The following is a 15,853-nucleotide window of genomic DNA, read 5'->3' on the forward strand; positions in this document are numbered from 1 at the left end:
ATGGCCAATAAGACTTTTTTAAGAAATGTAATACTTACCAAAAAAGATGGTAATACAACAGAAATAGATGCGATTTTAGTTCATAATAAAGGAATATTTGTAATTGAACAAAAATCATCTGTATTCAAAACATTTGTTGGTGATATAGATGATGATGAATGGCTTTGGGGAAATTATGATAACCTAGATATTTGCAATGATTCTGAATACCATAAACACAAAATGAAAAATCCAATTAAACAAAACTACGGGCATATAAGAGCATTAGAAAATACTATAGGAAAATATAAATATTGGAATTTAGCTATCACTCAATTTAAGCCTTATATTACAAATAAAAAAGAGGGTGTTTACTGGAATATATTAAATAATATGCCAGCTTATATTAGAGCACACAAAGGCGACAATCGAATAATTATGCCTGTTCAGTTATATTCAATAAGTAATTTAGTGGAATTTTTGAATATTCAAGGAGTACAGGATATTTATACAGATGATGAAGTCTTGGAAATATCTAATAAAATAGCTTTATATGAAGCATCCGATGAAGAAAGAAAAGCCCATGCGGATTCCATTTCACAACGATTTGGTCAAATCTCTACTAAAGAAATGTTCGAAAAATTTTACAATAAACCCATGGAAGAAATAACAATTGATGATATAGGTAAAGCTAGGGTAATTGATTGGGGAGAAGATATTGGAGGTGAAAATTTCTAAATTTATTAATTATGAGAATACCAATTGCAAAAGAAATTCAGGAAAAAGTTAACAATGGAGATGTGCTTGTAGCAATAGAGTGGTTTGAATGGACTTTGTTTGGTCTTAGATTTACGTATCATACTGCTACAAAAACAAAATGGTCATGCAGTAATCTTTATGCAATCGAAAGAAGCGATTTTAGTGAAGAAGAATATTTGGCAGGCTATAAAATAGACGACAAATTTCTAAGACTTACTCCATTTAAGATGTTCGGAATCCCTCTAAAGGGCCAAGGATATGTGTTTGGACTAAAATTTAGATCAGATGGGATTTACTATGATTTCATTTATGAAACAGAATATTTAGCCCACATTCAAGTCAAAATGACTTCAAAGGGTAAATTCGATAATAAAATTATCGTACCGCCAACATGGGATTTGGCAAAAAGAGAAAAGATATTATCGTCAAAAGCAGAAGGTGTTAAAGTACAGTGTACAAATATCTTAGAAATTCCAGCTTCTTAGGTTAACATAGGTTAGAAGAATTCATATTTATTTTTCTTATATATTTACTGTGTAAATATATACAGTAAAAAGGAGAAAAAAATTTATGACAAATGTATCAAGAATTAATGAAATTATGGATGTATTAAGAAGCTGCGGCCTAGATTGCAAATATCGTGAGGTAGAAAAAAACAATTCTATTTTACCCGCAATTGAAGTAAAAGTTAATAAGAATTTAGGATGTTGTTTTTATGAGTTAATGGGCTAACACTCGTGACTTTAGTCATGAGATACAGCCCATTATTTTACTATAATATTACATTTTTAGTAAAATGTATGATATAATATACATACAGGAACAATCCGAGTCTTATGAAAGGAAATAGTTATATGTACCTTACTGTAAAACAACAAGTAAAACATCTGTCAAAAGAAGATTATAAATCAATTAAAGAACTTTGTCATATAGCAAAGAACTTAACTAATCAGGCAATCTACAATGTAAGACAATACTACTTCAATGAAGGCGAGTATCTAAACTATGAGAAGAACTATGCTCTTTTAAAGTCGTCTGAAAATTATAAATTACTCAACTCAAATATGGCTCAGCAGATACTCAAAGAAGTAGATGGCAGTTTTAAGTCATTCTTTGGTTTGTTAAAGCTTGCTAAAAAAGGCAAGTATGCTTTTAAAGATTGTAAATTGCCACATTATCTTCCTAAAGACGGATATACAACACTTGTCATAGGTTTTGTTAGACTTAATGGAAATGAGCTAATACTTCCATTTTCAAACACTTATAAGAAAACTCATAAAAGCGTAGAGATTACAATACCACCGATTTTAATTGATAAAAAAGTTAAAGAGATACGCATAATACCAAAGGCAAATGCTAGGTTCTTTGAAATCCAATACATATATGAAGCTGAAAAAATTCAAAGAAATCTAAATCAAAACAATGCACTAGCTTTAGACTTAGGTATAAACAATCTTGTAACAGCTGTATCAAGTGAAGGTAAGTCATTCATCATAGATGGAAAACGACTTAAATCTATCAATCAATGGTTTAATAAAGAAAATGCTCGTTTACAGTCTATTAAAGACAAACAACATTTGGGTTATAGACTAACTAACAGACAAAAAGCTAATACCAGAGATAGAAACAATAAAGTTAATGATTATATGAACAAGGCTGCTCGTAAAATCATAGACTATTGTGTTTCTAATAATATAGGAACTCTTGTTGTTGGTTATAATGAAACATTCCAACGTGGTGCTGATATGGGAAAAAGAAACAATCAAAACTTTGTAAATATCCCATACGGTAGGTTACGCTCTAAATTAGAATATCTCTGTGAGTTAAATAGTATTGTGTTTGTAAAACAGGAAGAAAGCTATACGTCTAAAGCATCATTTTGGGATAAAGATGAACTTCCAGTTTACAATAATGATAATCCAAAAACATATACATTTAGCGGTAATAGAATTTACAGAGGAATGTATCAATGTAAAAATGGTAAATGTCTTAATGCTGATGTAAACGGAGCACTAAATATCCTACGCAAAAGTAATGTTGTATCCTTAGATGGATTATACACTAGGGGCGAAGTGGACACGCCTGTAAGAATAAGGGTATCCTGATATTCAGGAGCAAAACTTAAACACCAAACTTCTTAAAAGAGGTCGTAAGACCTGAATTGAAGCTCGTGACTTTAGTCATGAGTAGTTCACGTAGGCGAGTATATTAAGCAGGGTAGGTCAAATTCTGATATTATAAAGGAAATATTGGAAAAACATCATAACACACCTAGTATCCCAAATTTTGAAGCAATATTAACTAACAAAGATTTATTATTAAAGAATGTCTTTATTAGATTAGTTAAGGGCAAAAGTAATACACACCTAACACGTCCAAGTGAATTTCCTGGAATCTGGGAACAGTATTATATCAAGCTCGACAATAATAGTACAGATGAATCTATGTCTATCACACTTAGAAAAGATATGCTATTAAAAATGGGATTAGATTTCGAAACACTTAGAAGAGCTGCATATGCAAATACATTAAGCGATATTAAAATAGACGATCTTGGTGAACGTACAGGTATGAGTTTTGCAGGGCAAGGTCCAGCACCAATAGTAGTAAGTAATAAAAGAGGAACAAATGGTGCAGCTGCTATTTTAGATTACAAAAACATTTTGTGGAAATTAAACTGGGAATGTGCAATTATGTGTCCAAGCAGTATACATGAATGTTTACTAATACCTATACCAAATAAGTCTGAAGCTGTAGGACAATTACCTGCTTTTACAAACCTTGTAAAAGAGGTTAACCGTTTGGAAGTTAAAGAAGAAGAATGGTTAGCAGACAATGCATTTGTTTTAACACTTGACGAAGTGTTGGTATAATATTGATACAATAACTCAATAAATTAAAAAGACTCTCTATCATTAATATGATGGAGAGTTTTTTATGCTATAAAATTGAATTTTTCTTATATATTTACATTAGATAAACTATTTGTAATGGAGGATATAACATGCAGGAAATAAATATTGATTTAGTAGCAAATATTTTAGGAATCGTTCCATTTAAGGAATCTAATGGAGAATATTATGCTAAATGTCCTTTTTGTGGGGATAATAGAGGTAAATTTTCTTATACAGTTATCAAAAAAAATAAATACCATTGTTGGAAATGTGGTAATTCAGGAAACCAATTTAAACTTTACAGTGAGTTGAAAAATCTAGATTTAAATTTAGAAGATTCACGAGAATTTAAGAAATGTGTTAATTTAATTCATCAAGAATTAAATGGAAAAACCCAGCCTTTTAAATATGAAACATCTTTTATTAGCAATTCTGTTAAACAATCTAATAGAGCTTGCGATGAAAAATTAAACATAGCATATAAGGCATTATTATCACAATTGCAGCTTAACAAATATCATAAAGATAATCTGTTAAAAAGAGGACTCTCTGAACAGCATATTGCTGAGATCGGATTTAAAACAATTCAAGGAAATGGTAATTTATTAACTAAACAATTGTTATTACAAAAAATCGATTTGAATGGTGTCCCAGGATTTTTTAAAGAAAACAATTCATGGCATTTAAAGTATTCAAAAGGTTATCTTTGTCCAGTATATAGAGAACATATGATAATTGGTTTTCAAATTAGAGTTGATGAACCTAAAAATGGATGTAAATATTTATGGCTCTCTTCAGCTGGAAAAGAAAATGGTTGTACATCAGGTGGAAGATTTACTTATCTAAAAGGCAAAAAGAACGTTACCCTTATTACAGAAGGAATTCTAAAGGCGACTATTTGCTACGAATTGTTAGATAAACAGTTTTCTGTTATTGGTGTACCTGGAGTTGATGTTTTAAATGACTTTAAAGAAAACGGTATCAGCCTTATAAAAAACAATTTTGTGTTCGAATGTTATGACATGGATAAAAAACCACACAGCGATTATAATAAGAAAACACTAGAAAAAATCCAGTCTGCTCAACATAAGTTACATAATATATTAGAGAAATCTAATATAAAATACACATCTTTAGTTTGGGATTTTAGTAACGGTATTTGGAAAGGAAATTATAAGGGCCTTGATGATTATTTGTCAGAAAAAAATAATATCCAGACAGTAATAGACTACATTAATAATTACACAAAAAATGTTTCAAACAACAAATAAATATTTCCTATCATAAAAAGTCAAATTAAGAGTCTTCTTAGTTTGGCTTTTTTGTTTTAGTATTGCAATGTGTTTAGTATTACTAAATAGATAAAGTATTAAAACTACCGTTACGAATAAAAAGTATCAAAACTTAATATATACATTGAAAAATGGACAAAATAACGATAAAATAAAAGTACAAATCTGACGCTCGTCAGAATGAATACAAAAAATGGGAGAATTTTTCAAAATGAGCAAAATATATGGCTATTGTCGAATATCAACTGACAAACAAAACATAGAAAGACAAGAAAGAAATATACGTTCGAAATATCCAAATGCAATTATTGTAAAAGAAATTTATACAGGTACGAAATTTCAAGGTAGATTAGAACTTGAAAAAATTCTTAATGCAATTAATCCAGGGGATACAATTGTTTTCGATTCAGTATCAAGAATGAGCAGAGATGCAGACCAAGGATTTGAACTTTATGAAAAACTATATAATCAAAACATAAATCTAATATTTTTAAAAGAGAGTTATATTAACACAGATGTATATAAAAAAGCATTAACTAACAAAGTTGATCTGGTAGGAGATAAGGTTGATTTAATTCTAGATGGTATTAATAAATATCTATTAGAAGTTGCTAAAGAGCAAATTAAATACGCATTTGAACAATCTGAAAAAGAAGTATCTGATTTACGTCAGAGAACAAAAGAAGGTATAGAAACCGCAAGACTTAATGGAAAACAAATAGGACAAAAGAAAGGCGCAAAACTAAATATAAAAAAGAAAGAACCCACTAAACAAAAAATTATCAAATATTCAAAACATTTTAATGGCAGTTTAAATGATAAAGAATGCATTCAATTAATTGGAATTGCTAGAAATACATTTTATAAATATAAAAAAGAATTATTAAGTGAATAATTTTTTATTTTTCTCTAGACTAATTCTAATTTCAAAGCGATAAGAAGCAATAATACTATCAACTGACATACCTGTGAGGTCTGAGAGCATTTGATAAGTAATTTCTTCTTCTTTATAACCTTCTTTCATTAATTCTATTTTAGCTCGCTCAATTTTAATAATGTTTCTATTTTGTTGAAGTGTTCTATTAGTTCGAAAACATATTTCTTTTGTTACGCCAGCTAGTATATATGGATTAAGATATGTGGATAATGAAGCAGCACCGTTATATTTGGGAAAGACTTTTAAAATTTCAGCAATAACTTCATTTTTTATGTCATTATAATCTTGATTCGCATATGAAGGAAATTTTTTCCTAATAATAAAATCTACATAATTATCAATTTCCCCAATTAATTCAGCATTAACTGACTCTTTATACTTATTTACTAATTGATTATTGCTATCATTAACAGTATAACTGTCAATAAAATTTCTTAAACTTGCTAAAAATACTAACTCGTCTTTAGAATAATTATTCATGTATTCCTCCTGACCGATTTAGCAATATGCAAATTAATTCAAAATTTTAATTATATTAAGCAATAATTCAAGTTCCATCTTAGAAAAGTGATAATCTGTACATCCACCCTTATATTTGAGTTTTCTATCCCTTCCGATTATATCACGCTTTTTATAATAAAGAACCGATAGTGATAGTGCAACCGCCCAATCCTCTTTTCGTAAAAATATGGGAAAACTGATTGCATGTATAAAATCTCTTAGAGTATATTCATTACCAATACTTTTATATTCTAAAAATAAAGACTCTAAAGATATGTATTGTCTATCGAGTTCTTCGATATCCTGATGCAAAAAACAATTAAAATCAATGTTATTTTTATCAATAGCCCATTTCTTTACGTTTGTATCATCATATGTTTTATATTCATTGATTATTTCTAAAATATTTATCAATTGAATTTGATATCTGGGTTCTACTTCCAAAAAATTTTTTGCATTAAAATAAAAAAAATCTAGCAGCTGTGATATTCTTTTCTTTTTAACCTCAATATTACTAATATTTGTACCTATATAAGAACAACATAATAAGGCAGCTTTAACTACATCAGGTAGTGCTAAATATGTATTAAGATTTGTATTCCACCAATGTCTTATTTCTGGACTTGCAAAACAATACATTTTCCTTAACAACTCTAAATCAAGATCATTGCCTCCCGAATTTGGCAATGAAACTATATCAGAAATTCTTGGCAAAATTCGAAATCTTTCATTAGTAGGACTACCTTTTAATAAAGAATCTTCAGCAATCCTTTTAGAATTAAAAGATTCTATTGTTGCTTCTAATAATGCACTTTCCGTATCGCTAATGATTTTATTTACAGCTTTAAATAATATCTGTTTTTCTCTTTGAGTGAAATTGTCAATGCCTTCTTCAGTTAAATCTGTAACTTTCCGTTGTAAGGAAGATTTACTTAATCCTGTTCCTATAAAAAAATCAGGATTCTCTTCTTTAGCCATTTGTATGCTAATCTGTTCTTCGATTTGTGAATAACTTATCTTTTTATTTGTTCTTATAAAGTCGCATATTGCCAAAGTCTGCAATAAAGTAAATTCCGCCATTTTGTAACCTTTCCTCCCGCTTAATTTAAGTATACACAAATCATTTATATTTGTTGTCCCACGAATATCCCATGTTAAAGTTATTTATCTTTTTTCTCTAATTCGTAAATTTTATTAATCATATAATATATAGATTCAGGTACTTTTGTTTGTCCCTGTTCCCATCTTTGTAATGTTTTAACTGATAAATGAAATTTATTAGCAAATTGAGATTGCGACATGTTCAATTCTTCCCTAATTTTTCTTATATCCATAATACAACCTCCTTTATTATACCCAATATGAGTACGATTATCAAATCATAAATCATATATATTTGAATTATAGCAAATGTAAATAGAGCTGTACAATTAAGGAGGAATATATATATGTTTACAACAAGCATTCACACACATGTAAGATCAATTTTTGACGCACAAATAGATGCACGTAGATTAGCAGAAAGAATTATCGAATTAGAAGGAAAAGGCATTGTTATTACAGACCACGGTGTACTTTCTTCAATCGAAGATTATAAAGCAGTATTTAATGAATATAATCTAAAATTAATACCAGGTGTGGAATTATATGTTAATAGCAGAGTATTAGGTCGAACTCATTTAATCGCTATTGCAAAAAACGATAATGGTTATAAAGCTATCAGTAAAATGGTAACAATATCTAATAAGACTATCATTAAAGGCTTCCCTGTAATAAATAAGGAGGATATTTTAAGAATAGCAAAAGAATATAAAGATGATGTTATTATAACTTCAGCTTGTGTTTATGGTGTGTTATCAGCTATTTTTCTTAAGAACAAGAAAATTGATGACAATATTAATAAACTCAGAGCAAAACAGGAAAAGTATATGTCACCATCAGATAGTAAATATCTAACCATTACTGATAATGTCAATAATGCTCAAAACAAAGTTGACGAATTAATGATAAGAAGAGATGACCTAAAAAAACTTAGCGAAAAAAAAATTGTGGCCATTGAAAAAAAATTATTAAAAAGAAACGACAAAGGTGAGGATGTTTCTTTAGAATTGGCAAAACTTAATGAGGAAAAAATTCTATCTTTAAAAGCAAAAGAAGAATTAGAAGAGGTTAAAACTGAATTAGAGTTAGCAAAAAAAGAACTTTCTAAACAAAAAAAAGACTTAAAAAGCTGTGAAGATGATATATCTAAATATTTGGATCTTGAAATAGAAATTTCAAATTTAAAAGATAATGCAAAATCTTTTGATGAACTAAGAGCTGAAGCTTTAAAAGCAGCTACTATATATAAGGAAGCTTTTGGTGAGAATTTTTATATAGAGGTTCAAAATCATGGAATTGATATTGAAAAGACAGTATTCCCTGAACTTGTTAAAATTGCTAGAAAGTTAAATATAAAACTTGTAGCTTCTAATGATGTACATATTTTAACTAATTCTAAGGAAGACAGGCTTCAACGTCAAATTTTAAGAAGTCTTCGATACAAAACAGATTTTTTAGAAGAACAGACTGGTGATGAAGAACTATACTTAAAAACAGACGAAGAATTAGCAGAAAAATTACTAGAAATATTAGATAAAGACGCTGTTGACGAAGCTATAGCAAATATCAAATACATTTTCGATTCTTGTAATGTTGAATTTAAAACTCAAAATCATTATCCAAAATTTTCAGATAAATCCGAAGAAATATTCGATATGGAAATTGCAAAGGGTATAACATGGAGATTTCCAAATGGACTAGATAAAGAACATAGTGAAAGACTTAAATATGAAATTGGAATTATTAAGTCTATGGGCTATGTAGACTATCATTTAGTTGTAAAAGATTTCTTAGAGTACGGAAGATTACTTGGATATGTAGATGAAGACAAAATTAACGATGCACCATTAACAATTCCAGAACTAAAAAATTGGATTAAAGAAAACAATTGGAAAAATCCTGGAATGAGAATCGGAAACGGTAGAGGTTCTGCTGTTGGCTCGTTAGTATGCTATTTACTGGGAATTACAAGTCTTGATCCGATAAAGTACGGATTATTATTTGAAAGATTCTTAAACCCAGAAAGAGTATCTATGCCAGATATTGATAGTGATATATCTAATCTAACACGTTCAAAAGTAATTGAATATGTTCAGAATAAGTATGGAGCTGATTCAGTTTGTGGCATCATGACAATTAATGCACAAGCTCCAAAGGGTGCTGTAAGAATTGCTGCTAAATATTACGGTCTAAAAGAGTATAATGAAGCTTTAATTCATTTAGGCGATAAAATTGCTAAAATGATAACTGATGAAGTCGGTGTCAGCTTCGCTAAGAAAGTATCTTCTAATGGTAAGTTAGATGATACGAGCGAAACATCGCTTTTTGATTATTTAAAAGAAGAAATAAAAAATAACTTTTCAAATGCAGAACAAAAAGATGCAAATGAAATACTTGCTTGGGCTAAAGTAATTGAAGGTTCTTTCACAGCTTATGGGGCACATGCCGCTGGTATAGTTATATCTGATGGAAATCCTGTAAGCGATTATTTACCACTTAGATGGAACAATAATCTCAATATGATGACTACACAATGCGATATGGTCCAAACAGAAGAAAACGGATTACTTAAATTTGATTTTTTAGGTCTAAAAACCTTAGATATTATTACTGAATGTCTTAAAATGATTGAAAATAATACAGGCAAAATTATTGATCCTTATAAGATTAATTTAGAGGATAAAAAAGTACTATTTTCAATATTTGCTGAAGCTAAAACTAATGCAGTTTTTCAGTTTTCATCAAATGGTATGAAGCAGATGTTAAAGCGATTTAAACCATCTAATTTTGAAGATTTAATTATACTTGTATCAATGTTTAGACCAGGCCCACTACAATACTTAGATGGTGTTATTGATGTAAAAAATGGACTAAAACCTATTGAATATGCTACACCTGAATTAGAACATATATTGAATTCGACATATGGTGCAATAGTATATCAGGAACAAGTTATGCAAATTTGCCAAGATTTAGCTGGCTATACATTAGGCGGTGCGGATCAAGTAAGACGTTATATGTCTAAGAAGAAGGCAGATAAGTTAGCACACGAAAGAAAAATTTTCGTACAAGGCTGTTTAAAAAAGCATATTCCTGATTCAATATCTAATGCCATTTTTGATCAGATGATGGATTTTGCAAAATATGCCTTCAACAAATCACATGCTGCAGCATATGCATTCAATGCTTATATTACTGGATGGTTAAAATACTATTATCCAGCAGAATTTTTCGCAGCTGCATTAAATTGGGCTGCTGATTCAGATGAAATATCTGGATTAATTGCTGAAGCTAACGAATTTGGAATAAATATATTACCACCAGATGTAAATAAGTCTGGAGTCAAATTTGAAGTAGTTAATGGAGATATTATATTTGCTTTAAGTTCAATTAAGGGAGTTGCATCTAATTCCGAGGTTATTATTAACGAAAGAAAAAATAATGGCGTATATAATTCTCTAAATGATTTTGTTATAAGAACAAAATTAGGTGAAGGACTATTAAATAAATTAATTGACGCAGGAGCTTTTGACAGTTTTGCTAAAAATAGAAAAGCAATGAAAAAATATATAGAAAGTTCAATGCCAATTATCGACACTATAATAAAGAAGAAAAGCTTTATTGATAGTTCTAATCTAGTATTACCTTATGTAGAAAATAAATCTGGAGAAGAACTTATTGCTATACAACAAAATGCAAATTTAAAGGCAGAAATAAAAGAACCTACTAGTATAACTAAATTACAAAAGAGAATAAATAATGCTAATGCTTCTAAGGTTAATGCTGAAGCTGAACTTAAAAGCATTAAATTTATTAATTTACCTGAAAATATAAAGGAACGTATGAATCTTGAAAAAGAAGCTCTTGGTAGATATATTACTATGCATCCAATGGATATATATCCAACAGCAGAATCATTAAATCTAGCAAACATTTCTGATTCAATATTAGAAAATACAACTAAAATTTATGGCATTGTAACTGATTTAAGAATCACTGCAAGAAAAAAAGATGGAGCTAAAATGTGTTTCTTTAAACTTACAGATAAGACTTCAAGCGTTGATGTATGTGTATTTACCAAAAAATATGCATTGTTTGGCGATAAAATTGAGGAAGGCGCAGCTTATATTATAGAAGGAGAATTTCATGATGAAGTATCAGAAGTAGATGATAAATTAAGCTTTTTTGCAAATTCTATATCTATTGTAGAAGAAAAGAAAAAAGCTATCATAATGGAAGTCCCATCATATGCGTCTTTTCATATTGATGCAGAAAATGAATTCATTAACAAGTATCAAGTAAAAAATGGCCGAACATTTTACATGTATGACAAGGCTTTAAACGAAATCAGAATTGCAAAATACTTAGTCAGTGAGAATGTTTTGAATTTGGAACACACACGAGAAATTGAAATTATATAATAATTGTTAAAAAGAAGGGGAAACCCTTCTTTTTTTAAAATCAAAAATCTTAGATATTTATTATGTAAACAAAAAATGCTATTATTAAAAAAGGAGAAATATATGAATAAGAGAAGATTAAAAGTATTAAAAATGACAAGAATTTTTCAATTCTTTACACAGACAAAATTTTTGTCGCCATCAGAGGTTTCGTATTTTATCAATGAATACGTTTCTGGGAATGATGTTCCTATTAATACGCTTGTTTCAAGAAGCGATATCCCAATGATTTATTGTCAATCAATTGAAAGACTAAAAGAAATTATAAACGAAGATTAAATAACAAATATTAGATATGATAATGGAGGAATATACTATGATAACTTTAAATGATGATTTTAAGATAAGCGGAACAACATACGAATCTTTTGCAGAAGCAATAAAGAATATGACTGAGATAACTCATGTTAAAAAGGTCAGAAATTTTAATATAGAAATGCTTTCTGCAATTAATGGGGATTCTAAAGACAATGTTCAATTCTTTTTTGGACTTGGTCAGGACAGCATAGAATTTTTTGAGAAAAATTATATGTTGAATAAGAAATACGGTGTTGATGTTAAAAACTTCGGAAACGATTTAGTTAATGAACTTATTAATACTACACAGTTAATGTTCTATTTACCAAATGAAAGAGAGAAATTTATTGTTTCAAACTGGTCAATGCCTAGTCTAACAGCCAGAGCTTCGATTACTGGTACAAATAGTGTAGGTATGCATGGCATTATTAGAAACATGCATTTAGCAAAAGGATTACTTGTAGATAAGGCTGAAGAATATAGTAATATAGTCTACAGAGAAGTTGACGGAGTTAAAAAAATCTTTGCAGTAATGTCTCCATATTATCAGCATATACCACAAACTTTATTATGTGAAATAATCGAAAAGATTATATCACAAAATAAAATGGGTAGAATGGAAGTAAGAGAATGGAATATGTCGCATGATTTTACTAATGTTTACTTAGAATTCCCAGATTTAACTGTAGATTTCCCTAATTCTAAAATGAACAGCAAAGAATTAGTTCCTGGAATATTACTCGCCACAAGCGATATTGGTGTTTCTTCTATCATTGTTAAAACAACATATAGAAAAGGACGCTCAATACTAATAGATAAGGAAATTAATTTTGTTCATAAGACAAAAAATGACGCAGCAACTATTCTAGAAAAAATAGATGATGAAATTTTTGCAGAAATTAGGAAGCTACCTGAAACGCTAATTTCTTTAATCGGAAAGCATATCCTTGACTATACTAAAATGGATTTGACAACTGAAAAAGATAGATTTATCAACCGAGAAAAGATTGAAGCAATAATTAACAAGCTTTATTCCAGTGATTTTAAGAAGGTCTTAAAAAAGACTAATTATGACGCATTAAAGGAATATATAGAGAATGAAATCCATTCTGATTTAGAATATACTGCATTTGATATTGCTGATATTTTTATGAGTATTCCTGAACGTATTAGTGGTGTAAACAGATATGTATTAGCAGATCTTCAAGCACTTTGCGGCAAAATTCCATATAGAGTAATGCCAGTTATTCAATCATTAAATAAGCCTGCTGAAAAAATCACACTTATTTAATCTCTTATTGATTTTTTAAAAAAATGTCCTTAGCTATTAATAAATAGCTAGGGACTTTTTTCTTATATATTTACAGTATAAGCAATAAATCCCATGTCTTTTTGGCCGTGGGACAAATTACATTAAATAAACAAAAGAAAGGAATGATGTAAATATTATGATAACTAATTGGGTAGTAATAGATATATACACCATTATAATACTGATATGTTTATTATGGTTTTCTCATAAAAAAGAAGTAATGTCATCAATGAGAGGGAAATTCTTAAATATATTACTTGAAATGACGTTGTTTATGCTATTTAGTGATATTCTATTTAGATATTCAGGCTCATTTTCAAACTCAATTTTAATTAAAATAGGAAATACATTTTTAAATATAGGTGGACCTTTTTTACTTATATTATTGTATAGATATATAGACGGATGGTTAACTTTGGATGCAGCTAGAACAAGAGTATGGTCATCATTAATTTTAACAATCGTTTTAATAAACATAACACTTGTATTTACTTTAGACGCTGCTAACATTTTATACTATTCTGAAATTATGATAATAATAAAGGCTATCTTTTATGGTCTTTTTATTCTATATTTAATTAAATACAGAAGTGAAATTAAAAAATCATATAAAAATACACTTATTAGCTCGATGTTTTTTCCGTTTATATTTACATTAATTCAGCTTGGAGTTAATAATATACAAACTGAATATATAGGATTAACCTTAGCTTATTTAATATTAATTATAAATATCCAAAGAAAAGATATGTCTGAAGATGCCTTGACGGGGGCAACAAATCGAAGAATGTTAAATATAGAACTAGAAGATAGAATTGAATTAGCTAAAACTGGTAGACCATTTAGTGCATTTATGATTGATATAGATTATTTTAAAAAGATTAATGACACATATGGCCATGACGTAGGAGATAAAGTATTAAGAGATGTATCAAATATATTACAGTCTTCATTTAGGAAAGAGGATGTCGTTGCAAGATACGGTGGAGATGAATTCTGTGTATTAACTGATATATCGGATGAAGAAATATTAAATAAAATAAAGAATAGAATCAATGAAAGGGTATCACATTATAACCAAACAAACCCAAAATCTCCACAAATAAATTTATCCATTGGTTTTAAGATATATGATAATAAATATTTAACATCTACTAATTTCATTCATGCAATTGATGAAACTATGTATAAACAAAAGGAAAAGAATCATTCTTTTTTGAAGGAAAATGCAAGCACAATATTAGCTTAAGAAAATCCACGGAATAACCCGTGGATTTTTTTTCATCTTATATATTTATTATGAATAATAATAATTTAAGGAAGGAGATTTTATGGCAAGACAAAACATTGTGTTTATGTACGCAAGAGTAAACAAAGCACCATTAATTAATAAGAATGATGCTACAAATGAATTAAATTATGGACTTGTATATGTTGACGCTGTTAGAGGACTCAGAAACGTAGGTGATGATTTAAAATTTATAAAACATGATTATCCTCTTATTATATCCAGAGATAAACGAATTTTGGAAGAAATGGCAACATGGAAAGAGAATGATGTAGTAACAATTAAAGGTGCAATTACAAGTAAGCGCATGAATAAAACATCTTATTGTCCGAATTGTAAAGATGAAAATGGAATGGCTACAAAAAATGTATCTACAGGTAATCTTTTGTACATAACACCAATCTATGTAAAAAAGAATTATTCTTTTGAAACAAAAAATGAGGCAATTGAAGAAATCGTTCAGAATAGAGAAATAAGCAATCAGGCTTATGTAGTTGGAACTTTACTCAAAGATCCAAAATTTATTAAGACAAAAGCAGGTCTTCAAGTAACTCAATATCCAATTGCGATTAATCGTAAATTTACAATCAGAACCGATGATCCATCTATTAGAACTGATTATCCTGTTGTTAAGTCTTATGGAGAACAGGCAAGAGATGATAAAACATTCTTGAAATATCAGGCAGAAATTATCATAGATGGATTTTTGCAGCAACGTACTGTAAGAAGAAAACAAAAATGTGCTTGTTGCGGTAATATCTATGAATGGCAAGATAATTCCTTAGAACTTGTTCCTTACGAGGTCGAATATCTAAAAGGATTCTTAACGCCAGAAGAAGTAGAAGAAGAAAAGAAGGCATCTGTTGAAGAATATAAACAAATGTTATTTGGAAACAACGCTTCTGATAATATTGAAGAAGGCGAAGAAGAATTGTATTCAAATGAATAGCAAGAATAAGAGTGTTCATTAATATGTGCACTCTTATTTTTTTGCCACTTAAAATCTTATATATTTCTTATGTAACAATAATTT

The 15,853-nt window shown here is 28.9% G+C and carries 15 protein-coding genes; 12 read left to right on the forward strand and 3 right to left on the reverse strand.

Annotated features, from left to right (window positions below; genetic code table 11):
• The 7 genes from G600_RS0111320 (at position 1) to G600_RS0111350 (ending at position 5,819) form a co-directional block, all read left to right on the forward strand.
• Positions 1–717, forward strand: coding sequence for a nuclease-related domain-containing protein (locus tag G600_RS0111320; protein ID WP_027432017.1), 717 nt, complete (start codon positions 1–3; stop codon positions 715–717).
• 11 nt (positions 718–728) lie between these two features.
• Positions 729–1,223, forward strand: a complete 495-nt coding sequence (locus tag G600_RS0111325; protein WP_027432018.1) for a hypothetical protein — start codon at positions 729–731, stop codon at positions 1,221–1,223.
• An 85-nt stretch (positions 1,224–1,308) separates the two neighbouring features.
• A complete protein-coding gene (locus tag G600_RS15750) occupies positions 1,309–1,470 on the forward strand; it encodes a hypothetical protein (RefSeq protein WP_155885976.1) in 162 nt (53 codons plus the stop codon).
• A 122-nt stretch (positions 1,471–1,592) separates the two neighbouring features.
• Complete coding sequence (locus tag G600_RS0111335) at positions 1,593–2,843, forward strand: RNA-guided endonuclease InsQ/TnpB family protein (RefSeq protein ID WP_027432019.1); 1,251 nt, start codon at positions 1,593–1,595, stop codon at positions 2,841–2,843.
• Positions 2,844–2,945: 102 nt separating this feature from the next.
• Positions 2,946–3,611, forward strand: coding sequence for a DUF5688 family protein (locus G600_RS0111340; RefSeq protein WP_278244417.1), 666 nt, complete (start codon positions 2,946–2,948; stop codon positions 3,609–3,611).
• Between the two features lie 131 nt (positions 3,612–3,742).
• On the forward strand, positions 3,743–4,903 hold the full coding sequence (locus tag G600_RS0111345) for a CHC2 zinc finger domain-containing protein (protein ID WP_027432021.1): 1,161 nt from the start codon (positions 3,743–3,745) through the stop codon (positions 4,901–4,903).
• A 232-nt stretch (positions 4,904–5,135) separates the two neighbouring features.
• Positions 5,136–5,819, forward strand: a complete 684-nt coding sequence (locus G600_RS0111350; RefSeq protein ID WP_027432022.1) for a recombinase family protein — start codon at positions 5,136–5,138, stop codon at positions 5,817–5,819.
• Here G600_RS0111350 and G600_RS0111355 read toward each other — a convergent pair.
• The 3 genes from G600_RS0111355 to G600_RS15515 all read right to left on the reverse strand — a co-directional run bounded on the left by G600_RS0111355 (position 5,808) and on the right by G600_RS15515 (position 7,696).
• Complete coding sequence (locus G600_RS0111355) at positions 5,808–6,341, reverse strand: hypothetical protein (protein ID WP_027432023.1); 534 nt, start codon at positions 6,339–6,341, stop codon at positions 5,808–5,810. The genes G600_RS0111350 and G600_RS0111355 overlap by 12 nt on opposite strands.
• A gap of 33 nt (positions 6,342–6,374) precedes the next feature.
• Entirely contained in the window at positions 6,375–7,442 is a 1,068-nt protein-coding gene (locus G600_RS0111360; protein WP_027432024.1) for a hypothetical protein, read from the reverse strand.
• Positions 7,443–7,522: 80 nt separating this feature from the next.
• Positions 7,523–7,696: a helix-turn-helix domain-containing protein gene (locus G600_RS15515; protein WP_081669480.1), complete on the reverse strand. Its 174-nt coding sequence runs from the start codon at positions 7,694–7,696 to the stop codon at positions 7,523–7,525.
• A 114-nt stretch (positions 7,697–7,810) separates the two neighbouring features.
• Between G600_RS15515 and dnaE the strand changes: the two genes are divergently transcribed.
• From dnaE to G600_RS0111390, 5 genes are all read left to right on the forward strand, one after another.
• Positions 7,811–11,884: a DNA polymerase III subunit alpha gene (gene dnaE, locus G600_RS15230; RefSeq protein ID WP_027432025.1), complete on the forward strand. Its 4,074-nt coding sequence runs from the start codon at positions 7,811–7,813 to the stop codon at positions 11,882–11,884.
• 102 nt (positions 11,885–11,986) lie between these two features.
• Positions 11,987–12,202, forward strand: a complete 216-nt coding sequence (locus tag G600_RS0111375; protein WP_027432026.1) for a hypothetical protein — start codon at positions 11,987–11,989, stop codon at positions 12,200–12,202.
• A gap of 37 nt (positions 12,203–12,239) precedes the next feature.
• Positions 12,240–13,511, forward strand: a complete 1,272-nt coding sequence (locus tag G600_RS0111380) for a hypothetical protein (protein WP_027432027.1) — start codon at positions 12,240–12,242, stop codon at positions 13,509–13,511.
• Between the two features lie 157 nt (positions 13,512–13,668).
• Complete coding sequence (locus G600_RS0111385) at positions 13,669–14,781, forward strand: GGDEF domain-containing protein (protein WP_027432028.1); 1,113 nt, start codon at positions 13,669–13,671, stop codon at positions 14,779–14,781.
• A gap of 106 nt (positions 14,782–14,887) precedes the next feature.
• Entirely contained in the window at positions 14,888–15,769 is an 882-nt protein-coding gene (locus G600_RS0111390) for a single-stranded DNA-binding protein (protein ID WP_162141503.1), read from the forward strand.
• Positions 15,770–15,853 lie beyond the last annotated feature (84 nt).

Source organism: Lachnospira multipara ATCC 19207, assembly GCF_000424105.1.
Taxonomy (GTDB): Bacteria; Bacillota; Clostridia; order Lachnospirales; family Lachnospiraceae; genus Lachnospira; species Lachnospira multipara.